This is a genomic window from Microbacterium marinum (assembly GCF_014204835.1).
Taxonomy (GTDB): Bacteria; Actinomycetota; Actinomycetes; order Actinomycetales; family Microbacteriaceae; genus Microbacterium; species Microbacterium marinum.
Genome location: NZ_JACHMD010000001.1, coordinates 930,110 through 949,353, shown reverse-complemented (window position 1 = coordinate 949,353; position 19,244 = coordinate 930,110). Strand labels below are relative to the sequence as shown.

Sequence of the window (19,244 nt, the reverse complement as noted above, 5' to 3'; positions counted from 1 at the left end):
TTCCGGACATCACGGCTGAGTGACCTCGGGCGCTCAGCTCCTGGTGACTTTCGACGATGCCCTGGAAGTCCTGACGACGGTCGCATATCCGGGCTTCGTCCCCGTGACGGTCACGGTGATTCGTGCACCGATAGCACTGGAAGGGATGATCAGCGTCGACTTCTTGGCTCCCGGGATCACCTTCCCATTCGCGTGCCACTGATATGCCAAACGTGCTCCCGGCGTCCACCCGGTCGCCTTCGCCACGATCTTCCTCCCCGCTACCGGAGTTCCGCTGAGCGCCGGAGCGGCCGACGCCAACACTCGGGCGCTCGCCCGCGAGAAGGAAGACGCTGTCGCGAAGCCGTCAGTCCGTCCGGTCACCCGAACGGAGAGGCGTTCTCCGACCAACGATTTGCTGATCCTCAACGTCTTCTGGCGGGCGCCCCGGATCGGCTCGAGGCCACCGTTTCGGTACCACTGATAGGTGTACTGCGTGTCGGGCATCCATCGCGCGAATTCGGCCCGGACGACACCGCCTGGTGTGAGCGCGCCTTTCACGCTCGGCGTTGTCGATCGCCCCATCTTCCCGAGCGACAACGAGGTCTTGGTGATCGTTCCGAAGCCGGGCACGGTAGCCGTCACGCGCGCGGTGATGTGCCTCCCGAAATCTCCCGCCCTCACGGTGTAGAAGTCGCGCACAGCTCCGCGAATGACCACCCCGTCGCGTAGCCACCGGTACGACAGGGTGGTTCCTTTGCGCCAGCCTGAGCTGTCGGCGCCGAGGATACCGCCGACCGTCGGGTCGCCGAACAACTCCGTTTCCGGAATGAAGGCGATCCGTTTCGTCGTCGCTGACACGGTTGCTGACCCGTATCCAGCTCTCGACCCGGTGACCTCTACCCGGACTGCCTTGTCCCGGATCCACGACTCACCCGTCCAGAACGTCCGCCCATCCTCGCCCGCGACCTGCTCGTCGCCGACGTACCACTGATAGCTGAAAGTGGTGCCGGCCGACCAGGATCCTGGCTTGGCCGTGAGAAGGGAACCGTACGAGTGTGGACCACTGATACTGACGGTTCCGACGCGCATCACCCTCGGCGTCATCGGTGATGTGGCCGTCTGATCCGTCCGCCCGGTCATCGTGCCGACGACACGGACGGCGAGTCTGCAGTCTGCCTGCGCAGCCGTGGGAGTGAACGAAGCGCCGCGCGCACCCGCGATCGCGGCTCCGTCCGCGAGCCACTGGTAGGACAGCGACGTGCCGGTCACCCAATCGCCGGGATCCAGTGTGAGGGTGCTGCCGACGGCGGGGGCACCCACGACCGTCGGGGATCCGGGAGAGAGCACGACACCGGCGCTCGTACTGGTGACGTGGGATCCCGATGCGCCGGAAGATCCTGATACCACGTACCGAATGTCCTGTCCGCGCATCTCCGGCGTGATGAGAACCGTGTCTGTCAGCGACACGGTCTTCGCCCCCACAACCCACGAGGCAGAGATGCGTGCGCCATCGGTCCATTCACCCGGGCTCCCCGTGAGGGTCGCACCGACGACCGCCTCACCGCTGATCGTCGGAGTTCCCACGCGGAGAACGGTCTTCCGGGAGTACGTGGAGTGCTCGACGACGCGTGGATATTCGGGTGCCGTTGCTGTGACCTTCGCCGAGAGCACCTTGCCTTCCGCCGCGGCAGGGATGACGAGCGTCGGGTCGTGTTCATCGGGGATCGCGACCCCGTCAAGCCGCCATTCGACCATCGTCTGAAGCGCTGCGGTCCATGTCGAGGTATCGACGTGGACGGTCGCTCCGACTCGGAGCGCGCCCTTGATCGCCGGAGCGAAATGCCACGCGACGCGAAGGCTGAGTGCGGACTCTCGTCGTTCGACTGCGCCATCGACGGACGTACCTACGACGACGACGCGGAACCGCGAGCCCTCGTCGGTCTCGCGGTCAGGCGAGTAGAAATGGTTCGACGAGGTTTCGACGAGCTGATCTTCCCGGTACCACTCGTAGGCGAGATCGGTGCCCGTCGGCCATGTCCCCGGCGAAACGTACAGGGTCATGCCGTTGGAGGCCTGTTGGACCGTCGGCATCGGGATGGGCGACGATTCCTCCGCTCGCGCATCGAGCGGCTGCAGGATGAGCGCGAGTACGACGAGGGCGACCGCTACCGCGTGCCACCGATTCCACATACTTCCGACCACGACTCCGCGCGCCATCGACCTGCGATCCCCATCCGCGCGATCAATCGCGACGACCTGTGCCGGTCCCCACGACCGGCGCCAGCCCATCTTCGCACGGAGCCAGCGATTCCGGTCGAGGCGCCCTCCCTCAGAGCTTCGTGATCGGTGCGACCTTGATGAGGAGCTTCTTCGGGCCGGCGGTGTCGAACCGAACGTGCGCGACGCGCTTGGCGCCCTCGCCGGTGACCATGTCCACCTTGCCCGCGCCGAAGTCATCGTGGCGGATCCGGTCGCCGGCGGCGAGTTCGAGGTCGCCGTTGTCGCGGATCTTCGCCGGGATGCGGTTCGCGAACTTCTCGATCGATCCCGCGGGCCGATCGCGGGGCGGGAGCGGCACGAGATCGTCGCCGTACCTGCCCGAGCCTCCGAAGCGGGAGCCACCGCCGGATCCTCCGCGGCGCGCGTTCAAGGCCCGCGACTGCGTGCCGCCGCGCGAGTTGACGTCGCCCGGCGACTGCCGCCAGTCGATCAATCCGTGCGGGATCTCCTGGAGGAAACGACTCGGCATGGCCGCCGTCACCTCGCCGAACTGCGCCCGAGTCATGGCGAGTGAGAGATAGAGCCGCTTGCGTGCACGCGTGAGGGCGACATAGAAAAGGCGACGCTCCTCCTGCGGGCCACCGGGCTCGCCTGCCGAGATGCGGTGCGGGATGAGGTCTTCCTCCACGCCGGTCACGAAGACCGCGTCGTACTCGAGGCCCTTCGCGGTGTGCATCGTCATGAGCGACACCGAACCGGTCGCATCGTCGAGGTCATCGGCATCCGACACGAGGGTCACCTCGGTGAGGAAATCGAGCAGTGTGCCTTCCGGGTTGTTCCGAGCGAACTCGCGCGTCACCGCGACGAGCTCATCGAGGTTCTCGACGCGCGCCTCGTCCTGCGGGTCTTTCGACATCCGGAGTGCGTCGGCGTAACCGGACTTGTTCAGCAGGACGTTCAGGCCCTCGGTGACGGAGGTCGACGGCGCGATCTCACCCGACGCGGGAAGCATGATCTCGGCCGCTTCGGCGAGGACGGCATCCAGGTGGGCGCTCGCCTGCTGGATCTTCGGCCCCACCCCCAGCGCGGAGGCGTTGGCGAGCGCGTCACGGAAGGTGATGCCCTCCTCCGCCGCGTATCGAGCGATGGCCGTCTCGGTCACGTCGCCGATGCCCCGACGGGGCTTGTTCAAGATGCGGCGCACCGCCATCTCGTCGGCGGGATTGGCGACCGCGACGAGGTACGCGAGCGCATCTTTGATCTCGGCACGCTCATAGAACTTCGTGCCGCCCATGATCTTGTACGGCACGGCGGCCCGGATGAAGATCTCCTCGAGCGCTCGCGACTGGGAGTTCGTCCGGTAGAACACCGCCATCTGCGCGTAGTCGACGCCCTTCCGACGGAGGGCGTCGACTTCGTCTGCGACGAACTGCGCCTCGTCGTGTTGGGAGTAGCCGGTGAACCCGATGATCGGGTCGCCGTCGCCGACGTCGGTCCAGAGCTTCTTGTCCTTGCGGTCGAAGTTGTGGCCGATGACGGCGTTCGCCGCCGAGAGGATGTTCTGGGTCGATCGGTAGTTCTGCTCCAGCAGCACGACCTTCGCTCCGGGGAAGTCGCGCTCGAACTCGCTGATGTTGCGGATGTCCGCGCCGCGGAAGGCGTAGATCGACTGGTCGGAGTCGCCGACGACGGTCAGCGACGCCCCCTCGGTCTCGGGCGCCTCGTCGGGCTCGAAGATCATGATCCCGCCGCTGGAGAACGCCTCGCCCGCCTTGCCGACGACGGGCCTCGTGAGCTCGTGGATGAGGGCGTACTGGGCGTGGTTGGTGTCCTGATACTCGTCGACGAGGATGTGCCGAAATCTCTTCCGGTAGACGTCGGCGACATGGGGGAAGGCCCGGAACAGGTAGACGGTCTGAGCGATGAGGTCGTCGAAGTCGAAGGCGTTCGCCTTCTGCAGAGCCCGCTGGTAGTCACCGAAGATGTCGACGAACACCCGCTCGGCGGGATCGCTCATGTTCGCCTGCCGGGCGTACGACTCCGCGTCGGCGAGCTCGTTCTTCAGCTTGGAGATGCGGCCCTGCACGGCGGCGGGGGTGAACCCGAACGCGTCGCCCTCGTGCTGCTTGACCAGCCGCTTGATGAGTGCACGCGAGTCGCCCGAGTCATAGATGGTGAAGCTCTTCGTGAAGCCGAACTGGTCGGCCTCGCGGCGCAGGATGCGCACGCACGCGGAGTGGAACGTAGAGATCCACATGCCCTGCGCGCTGTCGCCGATGAGGTGGCGGACCCGCTCGCGCATCTCGCCCGCCGCCTTGTTGGTGAAGGTGATCGCGAGGATCTGACTCGGATACGCCTCACGGGTGCGTAGCAGCGAGGCGATCCGTCGGGTCAGCACGCTCGTCTTGCCCGACCCCGCGCCCGCCACGATGAGCAGCGCCGGTCCGCGGTGGGTGACCGCGTCGCGCTGAGGGTCGTTCAGTCCCTGGAGAAGGTCTTCATCGGGGCGACCGCCGGTGTGCGAGGAGCCCAGGACGACGGGAGTGATGGGGTCGGTCATGGCGCCGACAAGTCTACGTTCGCCCGCAGACACCGGCCGCTCAGGCGTCGCGCAACACCACCATCAGCGTGACGTCGTCGGGAGCCTTCCGGTCCCGAGCCAATCGGATGCCCTCCGCGACGGCGCCGGCGGGCCCCCCGTCGCGCAGTGCACGCGTCACCTGCCCCGACGGATCCTCCGAATCGAGGACGTCGAGGATGCCGTCGCTGCACACGAGCAACGCGTCGCCGCGGCCGAGAGTGACCTGCCCCTCCGCGCGAGGCTCGTCGACGCCCATCCCCAGCGGCAGGCCCGTCGACCGGAGCGGCTCCCAGCTGCCGTCGACCCGGACGACGAAGGCGAGCGAGTGCCCGGCATCCACGAAGCGGACGACACCGGTCGACGCCTCCACCTCCGCGACGAACGCCGTGACGAACATGTTCAGCTCGCCGAGGTCGGCGGAGATCTGCTCGTCGAGTTCCTCGACGGCCGCCAGCATCGGACGCTCCGGCGCGGTGCGCAGCGAGGCGCGCGCGGCCGCCGCGATGAGGCCGGCTCCGATCCCCTTGCCCATGACGTCGGCGAGCGCAATCCGCACTCCGCCGTCGTGCAGGTACCAGTCGTAGATGTCGCCCATCACTTCACCGGATGCCGCGGCATCGGCGGCGAAGGTGTAGCCGGGCAGCCGGGGAGCTGCCTGCGGGAGCAACGCACGCTGCACCGCGGTCGCGCGGTCGTACTCGTGCTCGCGGGCGATCTCGGTCTGGACCCACAGCGCCATCTCGCGCAGGAGCTCCTCCTGATCGGCGTCGAGACGACGCGGCTTCGTGTCGATGATGCAGAGGGTGCCGATCTGCTCACCGCCCGGGGCCTCCAGCGGCTGCCCGGCGTAGAAGCGGAGGTGGGGGTCACCGGTGACGAACGGACTGCTGAGGAAGTCCTCGTCGATCGCGGCGTCCTCGACGACGAGAAGGTCGGCGCTGGCGACGGCCGCCCCGCAGAACGACCCTTCCCGGGGCGCTTCGCGCTCCCCGCCGAACCCCTGCTCCGAGAGCCGCCACTGCCTGTCGTTGTCGAGCAGCGTCACGCTGACCATCGGCACGTCGAACAGCTGCTGCGCGAGACGCGTGACGCGGTCGACACGCTCGTCTCGCGGCTGGTCGAGGATGTCGAGGGCTTCGATCGCCCGCTGCCGTGCGACCTCGCGTTCCGGTTCCATCTGTCGCAGCGCCATACTCCGACCCTGCAACGGAAGCGCACATTTTCGCAACCGTCACGGCGTCAGGGCGTCGTAGACCCGTCGGGAGATGTCGGTGATCCGGCCGAGCGTGGCGGCGAGCCAGAGTCCGGGCTGATCGTGTGGGTCGGCGGCCTCCTCGGCGGCCGGGAGCGAGCCGCCGTAGGCGTCGATCGCCGTCCAGGCTGCGTCGATGCGCTGCTCGACCTCGCTGTCTCCGGGCGGGGTCGACACCAGCTCCGCCACGCGCCGCATCGCGTCGGCCAGGAGGACGCTGTCGCCGTGCCGCCCGTCGAGCGAGTCGACCTGCGCGAGCACGTCGAGCAGGTCTCGCGTGAGGTACGTCGTCCGCTCCAGTCCCCACCATCGCTGCGCGTTCTCATCGTGGATGCCGCCCACTCCTCGTGCCCGGACGTTGGCCCGCTCAGAACGCGAGGCCTCGTCGACGTCGGAGGCGACCGCGACCGACATCTCGGCGAGTTCCTCGGCGTCGGAGCGCAGGGCGCTGGGGTCGGGCGCGGCATCCTCCACCGCGTCGGCGGCACGGTCGAGGGCGGTGGTGACGGCGGCGCGGAGGTCGGATAGCCGGTCACGCGCGGACCGCAGGTACAGCGGAGGCACGAGCAGGTAGTTGGCGATGATGCCCACGACGACCCCGAAGGCCATTGTCAGGAGGTACGAGGTGGAGAAGCCGTCCGCGTCGTGGCCGCCGAGGAGCAGGACGAACAGTCCGGCGAGCGCGATCCAGTCCCGGCCGACACCGAGGGCGCGGATGCCGCCGAGAGCCACGCCTGCGGCGACGACCACGGCGACCGCGACGATCCCGGGGGCGCCTGCACCGACGATCGCGAGGCCGCCGAAGCCGACGGCGATGCCGCAGGCCAGGCCGACGAGCGCCTGCACGCCCGCGCGCGCCGAGTCGGCGACGGTCGGATACATGCTCACGAGCACGCCGAGCGGGGCGTAGTAGGAGTATTCGGCGTCGGCGTACGGCACCCACGGGGCGACATACCACGCGACCGCGGCGGCGATCGCCGTCTTGAGCGCAAGGATGAGCCGACGTGGCGCGAAGACGTCGCCGCCGGCCCGCCTGACCGAGAGCGCCACCTGCGCCGCGGTCTGGCGCGGAGTCGTGCGAGGCATGCCGCCACGCTACGCGTCGCGGTGGGAAAGGTTGAGGGGCTTGCACTCCGTGCCGCTTTCGTCAACCCACACGGAGGTATTCGTCGCCACGGATACTGTCGGCAATGCCGCACACCCGAGCGGCGCGGGAGGACGACGTGAGCGTACCGGACGAGGCCGTGACGGCTGCGCTTCTCGACGGCCGCTACCAGCTCGGCGAGTGCGTCGGCCAGGGTGGCATGGCACGCGTCTTCCGCGCCGAGGACGTCCTGCTCGGCCGCACGGTCGCGATCAAGATGATGCGGACGGATGCCGACGAGCTCGCCATCCCGCCGCGAGCGCGGACCGAGGTGGCCCTCCTCGCCTCGCTCAATCACCCGTCCCTTGTGACCTTGTACGACGCGAGCATCGTTCCCGGTCGTCCGGAGTACCTCGTGATGGAGTTCGTCGAGGGCCGCTCACTCGCGCACGCTTTGCACGAGTCCCCGCTGGATGCCGCCGAGGTCGCCGGGATCGCCGGGGAACTGGCATCCGCTCTCCATGTCGTGCATACCGCGGGGATCGTGCACCGCGACGTCAAGCCTTCGAACGTGCTCCTCGCCCCTACAGCGGTGCCGGGTCGAAGATTTTGGGCGAAGCTCGCCGATTTCGGCGTCGCCTACCTTGCCGACAGCACCCGTCTCACCTCACCCGGGATGGTGATGGGCACCGCCGCCTACCTCGCGCCGGAGCAGGTGCGCGGCGAAGCGGCCGGCGGTCCGGCCGACGTGTACGCCCTCGGACTGCTCCTGCTCGAAGCCCTCACCGGTCAGCGTGCCTTCCCTGAAGCGTCGGGCATCGGACAGGTGATGGCGCGCTTGGTGGAAACGCCGTCGATCCCCGACTGGGTGGGTCCGGAGTGGTCCACACTGCTGTCCGCGATGATCGCCCGCGAACCGTTCGCCCGCCCGACTGCGCTTGAGGTCGCGCACGCGGCCCGCGCCCTGCCAATCGATCTGGTGAGGCCGACCGGCGCCTCCGCAACGACGACCACGGCGCGCACGGCGAGTGCGACCGTCGCGGCGCAGCCCGACGATCGTGCCGCCCGAGCCGCCGCGCGCGACGAGACGACGCAGGCGGTCGAAGCGGTGGCCCCGGTCGCCCCGCTCGCAACGACCCGGCCGCGGACGCGTCGACGACGGTCCCGGGCGTGGTGGGTCGCAGGAGCGGCCGCCGCGGCAGCCGCGGCGCTCGTCCTGGCGGGTCAGCTCTGGGCGGGCGGGTTGTCCGGCGGGAACACCGCCGATCCGTCGCTTCCCGCGGTGACCGATCCGACACCCTCGATCGCCGTCGACGAGGTCGCGGACGACGACGCCCCGGTCGATCAGACCCTCGTCGATGACGATGCCCCGGCCGACGACAGCGACACGTCGGATCGCGTCGATGAGAAGGCGGCGAAGGCGACGGAGAAGGCCGAGAAGGACGCTGAGCAGGCAGCCGAGAAGGCCGAAAAGGAAGCGCAGAAGGCCGCCGAGAACGCCGCGAAAGAAGCCGAGACGGCGGCGAAGGATGCCGCCGACACTCCCGCCAACAACGTCTCGAAGCGGTCCGAACAGGCCGCGAAGAACGCGAACGAGAACTCGACGAAGAAGGGACCCGGCAAGAAGGACGCCGGCGACTGACCCGCGCATCCGTGGCATCCGACTTCCGGCGACACATGACGACATCCCCGGTCACAGCGAAGACGCGGACGTGACCCCCGGGTTAGCGTGATGACATCGCGGCGATCCGGGAGGGTTCCGGGCATCGGGTCATACCGATTGTGCAGCGGGTTCGACTCCCGCCGTCGCGTCTAGCCTCAAAGGACCGCGATCCCAGTCATAGCAAGGGATCGCGGTAGCTCAATCAACGCCGAGAGGCGCCCGTGGACGCGATTTGGACACAATCGCGGTCGTACGAGCCTGGTCGAGGGCGGCCGAAACGACATCGTCATCGAAGAGGTCTGCGTACACGTCGAGCGTCATGGCTGCGGACGCGTGGCCGAGCATCCGCTGGACCACCTTCACGTTCGCTCCCGACGCGATCGCGAGCGACGCCGCGGTGTGCCTCAAATCGTGCACCGTCATCCGTGGCAAGCCCGCATTTGCGAGCGCACGCATGAACCACGAACGCGATGTGCCGGAAGAACCTGGCCGCTGCATACACTCGTCACCTTCGCAAGTCAAAGCCGCGCGGCGACGTCGCACAGAATGTCAATGACGTCGGCATGCTGGTCGTCGTTGACGATGGCACGGGAGAGTCGGAACTCACCAGTTAGGCCGCTGAGCGAAGCCGGGAACGTCAGGCTGGACAGCGTTCAGCAAGAGTCGATACCCGCCGAACGCTCGCGGCGGAGGCTTCGAAGCATGAGATTTCTAGGCGCTTCGCCTAGATGACACAATTGGGCTACACGTCTTCAAGGAGGTCCGCCGGTATGGCTTCCACACCTCCGCCGCCTCACGGATCGCAGTCACCGCCTCCTCCGCCGTTCCAGACGCCGAGGAGTGCTCAACCCCCGCCCCCGCAGCCACCGCAGCCCCCTCCCCCGCAGACGTATGGGCGCGTTTCACCGCCTCCTCCATCCTCTTGGGGTGGTGCGCCGCCCGCTATTGCTCGGCGCGTGGGAGGTCAATCCGCCCCCGAGGGCGACAAGAGTTACGTGGCGACAGTCGTCCTGTCCTACCTGTTCGGCATGTTCGGCGCCGACCGCTTCTATCTGGGTAAGACCCGGTCAGCGCTCGTGAAGCTGTTCACGCTCGGAGGCTTCGGGTACTGGTGGCTCATCGATCTGCTGATCACATTGTTCGGTGGCCAGCGCGACTCCTGGGGACTGCGGCTGCGTGGGTACGAACGGCACAAGAAGACGGTGTGGATTGCGCTGGGAGCGTTGTTCGCGGTTTCGTTCGTCGCCGGCCTCATCGCCCTCGTTGCGACCGCGTCGGTCGGTGAATCCGGACCTACGCCGTTCGGTTGGGTTCTCCTCTCGACGGTCGCCGCTGCGGCCGTGATCGGCGGAGTAGTCGTGCTGGTCCGTCGTCGCGCCGCGCGAGTACCATCCAACTCAGCCCGCCGCCCCAGCTCGGTGCCCCCGAGCATCTGGTCGTTCCTCGAAAGGTTCGCCGTCCTCCGCGCCGAGTACGTCACCCGCTCGGCGGACGGTGATGACATTGCTGGTTCTGTGGTTCAACTACTCGACTCGCTGACATCGAACACGTCAGAGCTGTTCATCCGTCTGGCGGCGAAGTCCGAGAAGTCGCAACGAGACCGCGCCCGCCGCGAATACGAGGATAAGCTCGGAAAGCTCACCGCAGCACTCGAGGACGACTACCTCTTGGACATCCTGGCGAGCCCGCGCTTGTGGGACGATCCGGAGCAACGCATCAGCGACGTGCGCACCGCGATTGCCGCCGTCGATGCTCAACTCCTCGCCAACGTGCGCCAGGTGAACGCGCGAAAGGGTATCGTCTTCACCGTCGCGATTGACGGTCTGATCGGCCCACGCAAGGCAATGGATGACTGGCAGCGCGATTTCGATCGCGCAGCACCCGACGGCGATTCATCGCCGACGTCTTAGACCCAGTTCTGCCCGTCCCACCAGCGGGCTTTCCCGGAGCCATCGTCGAACATACCGGGAGCGGCCGAAGTATTCGTCGTGCCGCGAACGGCGAGCCGCTCCGCCACGTAGTCGTCGGTCCATTCCGAACCATTCCACCACCGCTCCTGCCCGGAGCCATCGTCGTACCACCCGGCCTGCGCTGCTTCCAACGCCGCATGCGCAAAGCCAGGATCCGCTTCAAGTGCAACGTTCAGCTGATCCGAGAACTGCTGAGGTGTAAGGGATGCCAGGTGTTGTTGCCACCCAAGCAGCTCGTCTCCGGCATCCTCGATGCGCACCCTCGATAGAAGACGCCACTGCTGTTCACTGATCGCTCGGGCGATCAGCATGGCACGCATTCGCTCCTGCCATTCGACGCTGCTCATCGAGATCCGCGGTAGGTCATTGGGGACGTCCATCGCCTTCGAGGTCGACTCTGTGAAGCCCTGGCCGCTCGCGTGAGAAGTCCCCGAGGTGAGCGCACGTGATGGCTGGAAGTGCTGCGTCCACGCGATGCCGTCCCACCATCGTTGACGACCGGAGCCATCGTCATACCAGCCGGCAGGTGCGCTCTCGCTACTCGGGGCGGCCTGGAAGTGCTCGGTCCAGTCGGAGCCGTCCCACCAACGCAGGCGCCCATCGTCTAGCTCATACCAGCCTGGCGGGGCCACGAGGGGCTCCGCTCGCGACAGTGGGCGGCGGTCGTCGCGTCGACGACGCCTCTTCTCCTTGACGGAGCCCGCGACTGAAAGTGCACCGATCGTCAACCCGATGAGAGCCAGCCCTGCGAGCGCGCCGCCGAGGCTAACCGTGTCGGACTCAGCCTGGAGTTGCTCGTTCTCCGCGCTTACGTATGACGGAGCAACGACTTCGTCGATCTCATCGTTGTCGCGGGGATGCAGGTCGTATGCCAACGCTGAGAGGCTTCCATCGTCGCGCCGTGCCCCACCGGTAGCGAGGTCGTCTGGCGTGATTGGAGCCCCATCCCTACCGACACGTGGCACCTTCCCGATGACCTCGATGAAGTCCGCATGGTCGTCACGCTTTGCCATACGTCCACTCCCCTATCCGTGTGTCACGAGGTTATCCGACGCGCTCGCACCGAGCTGCGGCTACGTCCCCGACCGCGGAAGGGCGGATCATCCCGCCCTGGATGGCGCAAGCCGTCACGAAGCGAGGGATGAAGGGTGAGCGCTGGGAGGTCATCGAGATCCTCTACGGCACCGCCGCGCTGGCGGACCTCCCGCCCGTGAAGCTCATCGCCCTGGAGCTGAATGTTCCCGAGCGCACCGCATCGGATTGGGTTCAGAAGGCGCGGGCGGCGGGCTGGCTTGTGGGAATGACGTCGAATGTGGGTCGGCCTGCCGGTGCCACCGCCGAACCTACAGTCGTCGATGAAGCGGAGCGCCGGTAAGAGACTTGGATCGCTTCGCTCTCGGCGACCTCATGTCGATAGGCTCGCGCTTACAGCCAGACGAGACGCAGAGGAGCGGACTTGCGGTTCCTGTCCCAAGACCCAGATATCGAAACGATTGTTCGCCGGATTGAGGACGGAGAATATGATCTCCAGCCCGATTTTCAGCGCGGCGAAGTGTGGACGCTCCAGAAGAAGCGCCGTTTGGTGGACTCAATCCTCCGCGGCTGGCATGTCCCCCCCGTTCACCTAGTCGTTGGCGAAGACGGCCGGAGTGATGTTCTCGACGGGCAGCAGCGCCTGACAGCAATCCGCGACTTTGTAAGGGGCCACTTTACGATCGACGGCAAGATCGATCCGGTCGACGCTTCGATTCGCGAGCTTAACGGGCTCCGATACGCCCAACTGCCTGAGGTAATCGCCAGGCGATTCCGGAAGTTCACCATCCGTGTATTCGAGCTCGTGGACTACACCCCCGACGAGCCGCATGAGCTGTTCTTTCGGCTGAATCAGCCAACGAGTCTGACGGAAGCAGAAAAGCGAAATGCATTCGTTGGTGACGCGAGGAATCAAGTTCGCGAGCTCGTCGATTGGTCGACACTTGAAGGACTGCTTACTGATCGCGTTGGCTTCTCCAACGCCCGGATGGCCTACGACGACATGCTCGCGCGCGTACTAGTGACGATCGAAGCTAGAAGCCTCGATGCGAAAGTAACTTCATCCCTAGTTACAGCCCGATATCGCTCCGGAGAGCGATTTGCAGACCGCGACGTGGCCGTCCTTCGCGAGTCAATGAATCTTGTCCTCGGCACGCTCGGTCGCGGCCCTGGAACCTCTGACGGTATCCGGCCAAACAAGGCCACTCTGCATACGTGGTTATGCATGGGAGCGCAACTCGCGCTAACGGATCAGGGTATGGAGAGCTCCAGCGCTTTCGTGAAGGCCATGCGGTACTTGGAACTCGCCCGGTGGAACCGGTCATCGGCTGATCGCCTACCGGGCCAGGAAGAAGTCTCCCTATTTCAGGACCGGAGCACCGCTCGTGTCGCCGACGTCTCCTCCGTTGTGTTGCGCGACCTGATCGGCTGGATGTTCATGGCGCGACTGGACGTGGATGGAAGAGTGCGCGGCCCGAAGCACTCGGCCGCTGCGCAAGCTTGGGACCGAGTCGACCACGAGTCGGACGTTGAGGAGTCCCTGTTGACATACGCAAACCGTTTCAATTGGGGCGGTTTGGGATGGGCCTGAGGCACGCAGAACTCGTCGCCGCGGTTGATCGCGTCGGTGCACGCGCTTTCAGCACCTATCTCAGAAATGTGCGTCTTCGGCTGGCGATGCCTGGACCGTCAGTCATGGACCTCTGCATCGAGCTCGCTGCGGGCATTGGTGTCATCACGGGTGGCAACGGGGCCGGCAAGACCACACTTCTAAGAGGTCTGCAAACTCTGGAGGATCCGGAACAAGCTGCTTGGCCGGATCGACTCATCCAAGTGGAGGCGACGGGCGAATCGGCCGGTTCGAGTTGGAAGGTGACGCTTGATCGAGTCGCCGGAGACCCGCCGATAGCAGTGTCTACCGATGGAGAGACACCCCAAGTTGTGTTTCTCGACCCCGCAGAGGACTCTCAGCGCAGTCGACGCTATTTCGAGGTAGACCAGAACGCAGCTGACCTTCTCGCCGGAACTGACCCGGCACCCTTCGATGATGCGTGGCTCGATCACGCTTCCCGAATCCTGCGGCGGGACTACAACCTCATTGAGGTGTTTGAAGTCGAAGGAGCGGACGGCGACGGTGTCATCCCCTGGTTTCGCATCGCCGCGGCAGGCATCGAATACGACACCTTAAGTGCGGGCCGGGGGGAACTGTCGGCCATCTATCTCCTCTGGAGACTGTCGCGCGTGTCTTCCCCCACCGTAGTGATCATCGATGAGCCCGAGGCGTGGCTCGCGTCGTTCTCTCAAGCGCGACTGAAGGAAACCTTCGCGTTCTTGAGCACCGAGATCGGTCTTCAGTTCATACTGACGACTCACTCGCCGGAGCTGTATCTGGGCCTACCCGCTTCGAGAGTCACCGTGCTCGAGGCAATTCCTGTTCCCGCGGCCTACGGGCCAATGCCTTCGTCGAAGGCCGCCCACTCACTCGGCGCTCCTGTCCGACCGACGCTTGCGCTTCTAACGGAAGATGCGGTTGCCGCTGCGCTGACCGAGTCGATCATCCGGTCCCGGGATCCATTTCTTCTAGAAGCAGTAGAGATCTTTCACGCCCAGAATGGCGAGTCGGCGCTTGCGCAGGTACAGCGGGAGTTCATAGACGGAGACACACGCAAACGACGCCTCAACATGCACATCGTGCTAGATGGTGATCAGCGCCAGCTCAACGCCGGGAAACGTGTCAAGAAGGACCTGCGCACGTACCTGCCAGGCGACATCGCACCTGACGCAATCCTTAAACAGATCGTTAGCGCCGCGATCTCTACGATGACTGACTCCGACCTACGTCAGCAGGGCATCGTTGATCCCACACAGTTCCGAATGGCCATCAGCGCGGCCGCCGGCTCGGACCACCACGACTGGTTCATCGAGGTCGCGAGGGGCTTCTCCAACTATTCTGCGACGTGCGACGTCTTGGTTAGGCTCTGCTCAGATAATCAGGGATTCGTTGCTGACGCGGAGTCGCTGGTTGGATCGGTGCGAGGGGCCCTGCGCTAACCCCCGCCCGCGCGCTCGAATCATCTCGCCTGCATCGTTGACCTTCCCCCAGCACTTTTGCGAAGTCGACGTCTCACTCGATCGCCTTGGCCTTCGTCCGCTCTAGTTCCCGCTGATAGGCGGTCCCGATGTGATGACGAGGAAGCGCCCTCCCCGCGGGCACCATGTGGACACAAGCCGCGCAGATCCAGACCGGTTCCGCTGACCGGAACCAACCGACGCGAGAATCGAGCACAGCTCGTACTCAGTTGTTTTTCCGCGGCAAGACGCCGCAGCCCCCGAAATTCCGTGCGTCTTAGGCAGCGCCGAAATCCGCGCAACCGCGGGTTCGACTCCCGCCGTCGCGTCGACAGTCAGTTCTCGAGCTCGCGCAGCGCCGCTTCGGCCCGCGCCAGGCGGTCGGCCTCGGCCTCGTCCCACCAGTACGGCCCACGCTCGCCGAGTCCGTGCTTCGCAAGTCCCACCCGTCGGCGCGCATCGGCGACGGCCTGATCATCCCCGGCTCGACGAGCGGATGCCACGGCGGAGCGTGCGCGGCCCAGGTGAGAGGTGAGCGCATCGACGATCTCTCCCGGGAGGGACGGATCGGTGCGGCGCCAGCGTCGACCGTCGATGACGAGCCAGCGCTCGCCGTCCTGGTCCTCCTCGCTCATCCGCTCAGTATCCCCCGCGTCGGACGCCCTCGCGACGGTGACCCGATCGGCGTAGCGTCGGGCGTGGAGGTACCCATGCGTGCGACACCTGCCGCCCTCGCGGCATCCCTCATTCTGAGCGCACTCGCTCTCACGTCCTGTGCAACCGGAGACACCACCATGCCCGACCGGAATCCCGGCGCATCCCGTCCCCCCTTCCAGACCTCGAGCCCCGAGCCGATCGCACCGACCGGGGCGCCCGCCGAGGTGCCGACGACGAAGTGGGAGGCACTCGTCGCAGACCTCGCGGCGCTCGGCGTGACCGGCGAGCCCGAGTTGGTGTCGGCGGAATCGGTCACGTTCGCGGACGGGTCGCTGGGCTGCGGCAAGCCGGGCCAGTCCTACACGCAGGCCGTCGTGGACGGGATGCGCGTCGTGGTGCGCGTGGGGTCGAAGACCTTCGACTACCGGTTCGGAGAGGGCGACCGCCCGAAGCTCTGCGAGCGCTGAGGCCCGCAGCACGACGAAGGGGCGGTGCGCTGACGCGCACCGCCCCTTCGCGATCTGGTCCTACTTCACCGATACCAGCAGCGCCTCTTTGGCACCGGAGGCGTTGTCGGGAACCACGATCATGGCCCCGAGCGGCTTCTGCGCGGCGAAGGCCGACGCATCGGTCCGGACGGTCACCTTGGTGCTCTTGCCCTTGGAGACGACCTCGTACTGACCGTTGCTGATCGCAGGATCGGTCGGGTCGTACGTGGCCTTTCCGGCGATCGAGTCGGTGCCGTCGGTCGTACCGCTGAAGGACTGCACGGTGTAGTCGAACGCACCGTCGATGCCGAGGTCCTCGAGGTAGAACGGCAGCAGGATGGTGCTGCTGTCGGTCGGGGCCTGGGCGAGGAACCCGCTCGGGTACAGCGCGCCGGTGGCGACCTCCTGGAGGAACACCTCGGTGACGCCGTCGACACTTCCGGTGCGCACGGCACCGGAGTCGTACGAGAAGACGACCCAGTCGGGCTCGCCGTCGCGGTCGGTGTCGATCACGACGTCGAACTCGTTGCCGGCCGCGTTCGACCAGCGCGAGTGCGTGTTGACGGCGAACACCCCGAGGGCGTCTCCGGCGGCCGTGGTGAACGACTGCACACCGGCGGCGCGCAGGTCGTACCCGGTGTCGGCGATCGCCTTCGGCGCGTCCTTCTTGTCCGTCAGACCCAGCGTGTACACGTCGGCGGCGGCGTCGATGGCACCCTTGCGGTTGCTGAGGGTCAGCGTCCGGTCGGCGTCGGTGACCTTGCCGCGCGAGGCGAGGGAGCCCGAGACGGTGACGTCGCTGTTGGAGCGGGGCACCATCAGGTACGGAACACGCAGCTTCGAGCCCTTGGCCGTGAAGACCACGTCACCCGAGATCTCGTGGAACGCGTACTGGTCGTCACCGAGCGACGACGGGATCGAGGAGGCTTTCGCCGACACCTTCACCCGGACCTTCGCGGTCGAGCCCGCCTTGACGGTGACCTTCTTCGAGCTGACCGTCACCTTCGCCTTCAGCGACTGCGCCGAGGGTGCGGTCGAGACGGTGTAGGTGACCGCCTTGCGGCTGTCGTTGCGGAGGGTGACCGTCTTCTCGCCGCCGAGCGACGACGTCGACTCGGCGAAGCCGAAGCTCAGCGCCGCTTCGCGGATCCAGCCGTCCTTCGTCTGGAACCGGTCGCCGGTGGCCGTCACCTGGGTGGCGACCGCCTGCTTCGTGTCGACGAGACCGACACCGCCGAGGGTCGGGTTGATGCCCGCGACCTTCTCCGGGTCGGCGGTCGAGACCAGCGAGGCCGAGACCTGCTCGGCGCTCCAGCGCGGGTGGGCCTGCACCGACAGCGCCGCGACACCGGCGACGTGGGGCGCGGCCATCGACGTGCCAGACATGATGGCGGGCGAGGAGCCGGTGCCGACCGCAGCCGAGGCGATCGACACGCCGGGAGCTGCGACATCGGGGCTGATCGAGCTGTCACCGCTGCGGGGGCCGGCCGAGGTGAACGAGGCGTAGCCGCGGAACGACGGGTTCGCGATCTGCGCGTCGGCGAAGGTGGCCGATGCTCCGGTGGTGAACGCCGGGCCGTCGGACTGGCGCACGCCGAGGAACGGGATCGTGACCTCGTACGGTGTGCCGTCGTCGGGATTGTCGAAGATGGCGCCCTCGTACGGGGGCAGGTCGTTCGTGTTGTTCACCATGAGCACCGCGGCCGCTCCCGCCTGCTGGCCGAAGATCGGCTTGGCGGCGCGGGCGCAGGTGCCTCGCTCGACGACGGCGAGCTGGTTGCCGCCTTCGACGATTCCGACGCGCGTGTAGTCGGATGCCGCGCACCCGAGCGCTTCGTTGGCCGTCGTGGCGGGGTCGTTCATCAGCCGGACGACGCTGAGCGCGCCCAGGTCGGCGACCGATTCGCCGTTGGCGTTGATCGCCTCGACGGTCTTGCCGCCGACGCTGATCGTCGCGCCCGGGAAGGACTCGGAGCTGTCGACCGCGGACACCGCGATGACGCCGTCGCCCGAGCCGGGCGAACCGGTCAGGTACGGGTTGTGGCCGGAGTTGCCGGCGGATGCCACGACGACGACGCCCGCGCCGACGGCGTTGGCTGCGGCGACCGCGCTGGGGTCGTCGCCTCGTCCGAACGACGAGCCGAGCGACATGTTGATGACGTCCATGCCGTTGTCTACGGCCCAGTCGATGGCCTGCACGGTGACGTCGGTCGAGCCGTCGCAGCCGAAGACACGGACCGCGTAGAGGTCGGCCTCGGGGGCGACGCCCGGTCCGACCTTGAAGTCGACCGACGGAGTCGTCGAGTCGTAAGGGCCGTCGTATGTGGAGCCGTCGGGCAGGACGCCCGAACCACCGGTGGTGCCGGCGACGTGCGAGCCGTGACCCTGGCAGTCGAGCGGGTTCGCGTCGGGCTTGGGGATGAGCGCGTCGCCCGTGCCGCCGGCGTCGTAGGCGTCGCCGACGAGGTCGATACCGCCCTTGATGCGCGGGGCGCTTGGGCCGTACAGGGCGGGGTCGGCCGGCGCGGTCGACGTCGCCGAGGCGGCTTCGAACGCCTCGACGGTGCCTGGCCCGCCGAAGGCGGAGTGGGTGTAGTCGATGCCGGTGTCGAGAATCGCGACCTTGACGTTCGCGCCGGTGTAGCCGGTGTCCTCCCAGACCGACGGGACGCCGAGGTAGGGCACGGAGACGGCGTTGTCGAGTTCGTGCGTGACGACCTGGTGGACGCCGATGACGCCCGGGAGGGCGGCGACCTCGTCGACCTGCGTGGCCGGCAGCGACACCTGGATGCCGTTGTACGCCGACTGCATCTGAGCGCGGATCTTGCCACCGCGTTCGGCGATCTGACCGCGGATGGCGTCCTGCGCCTTCTTGAGGTCCTTCTTGACGGTGGAGCGCTCGGTCTTCGTGAGCGTGCGGCCTTCCTCGGCCTGCACGACGGCGACCGGGTCGCCTTCCATCTCGACGACCACGGTGATCCGTCGGTCGGGGTCGATGGCCCCGGCGGTGATCGCGCTGTCGATCTTGCCGGTCGAGCCGGTCTGTTCGAATCGCGACAACGGTGAGGTGTCCGTGTCCGTCGCGGCGAATGCCGCGGTCGTGGGCAGCGACAGGGCGAGGACGCCCGCGACTGCCAGTATGCGTCGGTGCAAGAGGAACCGCCTTCCTTCTGGGAGGGTCACGGCGGGGCTTGACGATCCGCCGGGATGCGGTGGTCGAACGCCGAGACTGATAGGAGGCTATGC

13 protein-coding genes and 1 pseudogene are annotated in these 19,244 nt (G+C 66.9%); 6 read left to right on the top strand and 8 right to left on the bottom strand.

What is annotated here, in order from left to right; translation table 11 throughout:
- Positions 1-33 precede the first annotated feature (33 nt).
- The 4 genes from BKA24_RS04595 to BKA24_RS04580 form a co-directional block, all read right to left on the bottom strand.
- Positions 34-1,653, bottom strand: coding sequence for a hypothetical protein (locus BKA24_RS04595; RefSeq protein WP_184215609.1), 1,620 nt, complete (start codon positions 1,651-1,653; stop codon positions 34-36).
- A gap of 658 nt (positions 1,654-2,311) precedes the next feature.
- Positions 2,312-4,762, bottom strand: a complete 2,451-nt coding sequence (locus tag BKA24_RS04590; RefSeq protein ID WP_184215607.1) for an ATP-dependent helicase — start codon at positions 4,760-4,762, stop codon at positions 2,312-2,314.
- 40 nt (positions 4,763-4,802) lie between these two features.
- Positions 4,803-5,975 (bottom strand): PP2C family protein-serine/threonine phosphatase, encoded by a 1,173-nt coding sequence (locus BKA24_RS04585; RefSeq protein ID WP_184215605.1) that lies wholly within the window; start codon positions 5,973-5,975, stop codon positions 4,803-4,805.
- Positions 5,976-6,014: 39 nt separating this feature from the next.
- Complete coding sequence (locus BKA24_RS04580) at positions 6,015-7,121, bottom strand: FUSC family protein (protein ID WP_184215603.1); 1,107 nt, start codon at positions 7,119-7,121, stop codon at positions 6,015-6,017.
- Positions 7,122-7,225: 104 nt separating this feature from the next.
- On the opposite strand from BKA24_RS04580, the gene BKA24_RS04575 reads away from it, so the two are divergent.
- On the top strand, positions 7,226-8,761 hold the full coding sequence (locus BKA24_RS04575) for a serine/threonine-protein kinase (protein ID WP_184215601.1): 1,536 nt from the start codon (positions 7,226-7,228) through the stop codon (positions 8,759-8,761).
- A gap of 219 nt (positions 8,762-8,980) precedes the next feature.
- Here BKA24_RS04575 and BKA24_RS04570 read toward each other — a convergent pair.
- A pseudogene (locus BKA24_RS04570) lies at positions 8,981-9,262 on the bottom strand (tyrosine-type recombinase/integrase); the annotation flags it as partial.
- A gap of 515 nt (positions 9,263-9,777) precedes the next feature.
- Between BKA24_RS04570 and BKA24_RS04565 the strand changes: the two are divergent.
- Positions 9,778-10,692, top strand: coding sequence for an NINE protein (locus tag BKA24_RS04565; RefSeq protein ID WP_184215599.1), 915 nt, complete (start codon positions 9,778-9,780; stop codon positions 10,690-10,692).
- Here BKA24_RS04565 and BKA24_RS04560 read toward each other — a convergent pair.
- A complete protein-coding gene (locus BKA24_RS04560; protein ID WP_184215597.1) occupies positions 10,689-11,765 on the bottom strand; it encodes a DUF2510 domain-containing protein in 1,077 nt (358 codons plus the stop codon). The genes BKA24_RS04565 and BKA24_RS04560 overlap by 4 nt on opposite strands.
- Positions 11,766-11,866: 101 nt before the next feature.
- Here BKA24_RS04560 and BKA24_RS04555 point away from each other — a divergent pair, with 101 nt between their 5' ends.
- The 3 genes from BKA24_RS04555 (at position 11,867) to BKA24_RS04545 (ending at position 14,835) form a co-directional block, all read left to right on the top strand.
- A complete protein-coding gene (locus BKA24_RS04555; RefSeq protein WP_246367022.1) occupies positions 11,867-12,127 on the top strand; it encodes a hypothetical protein in 261 nt (86 codons plus the stop codon).
- An 81-nt stretch (positions 12,128-12,208) separates the two neighbouring features.
- Entirely contained in the window at positions 12,209-13,375 is a 1,167-nt protein-coding gene (locus BKA24_RS04550; protein ID WP_184215595.1) for a DUF262 domain-containing protein, read from the top strand.
- Between the two features lie 104 nt (positions 13,376-13,479).
- Positions 13,480-14,835, top strand: a complete 1,356-nt coding sequence (locus BKA24_RS04545; protein WP_184215593.1) for an AAA family ATPase — start codon at positions 13,480-13,482, stop codon at positions 14,833-14,835.
- Between the two features lie 353 nt (positions 14,836-15,188).
- Here the strand turns inward: BKA24_RS04545 and BKA24_RS04540 are convergent, their stop codons facing one another.
- Positions 15,189-15,488 (bottom strand): biopolymer transporter Tol, encoded by a 300-nt coding sequence (locus BKA24_RS04540; RefSeq protein ID WP_184215591.1) that lies wholly within the window; start codon positions 15,486-15,488, stop codon positions 15,189-15,191.
- 75 nt (positions 15,489-15,563) lie between these two features.
- Here BKA24_RS04540 and BKA24_RS04535 point away from each other — a divergent pair, with 75 nt between their 5' ends.
- Positions 15,564-15,977, top strand: coding sequence for a hypothetical protein (locus tag BKA24_RS04535; protein ID WP_184215589.1), 414 nt, complete (start codon positions 15,564-15,566; stop codon positions 15,975-15,977).
- A 60-nt stretch (positions 15,978-16,037) separates the two neighbouring features.
- Here BKA24_RS04535 and BKA24_RS04530 read toward each other — a convergent pair whose 3' ends face one another.
- Positions 16,038-19,151: a S8 family peptidase gene (locus tag BKA24_RS04530; RefSeq protein WP_184215587.1), complete on the bottom strand. Its 3,114-nt coding sequence runs from the start codon at positions 19,149-19,151 to the stop codon at positions 16,038-16,040.
- Positions 19,152-19,244: the final 93 nt, after the last annotated feature.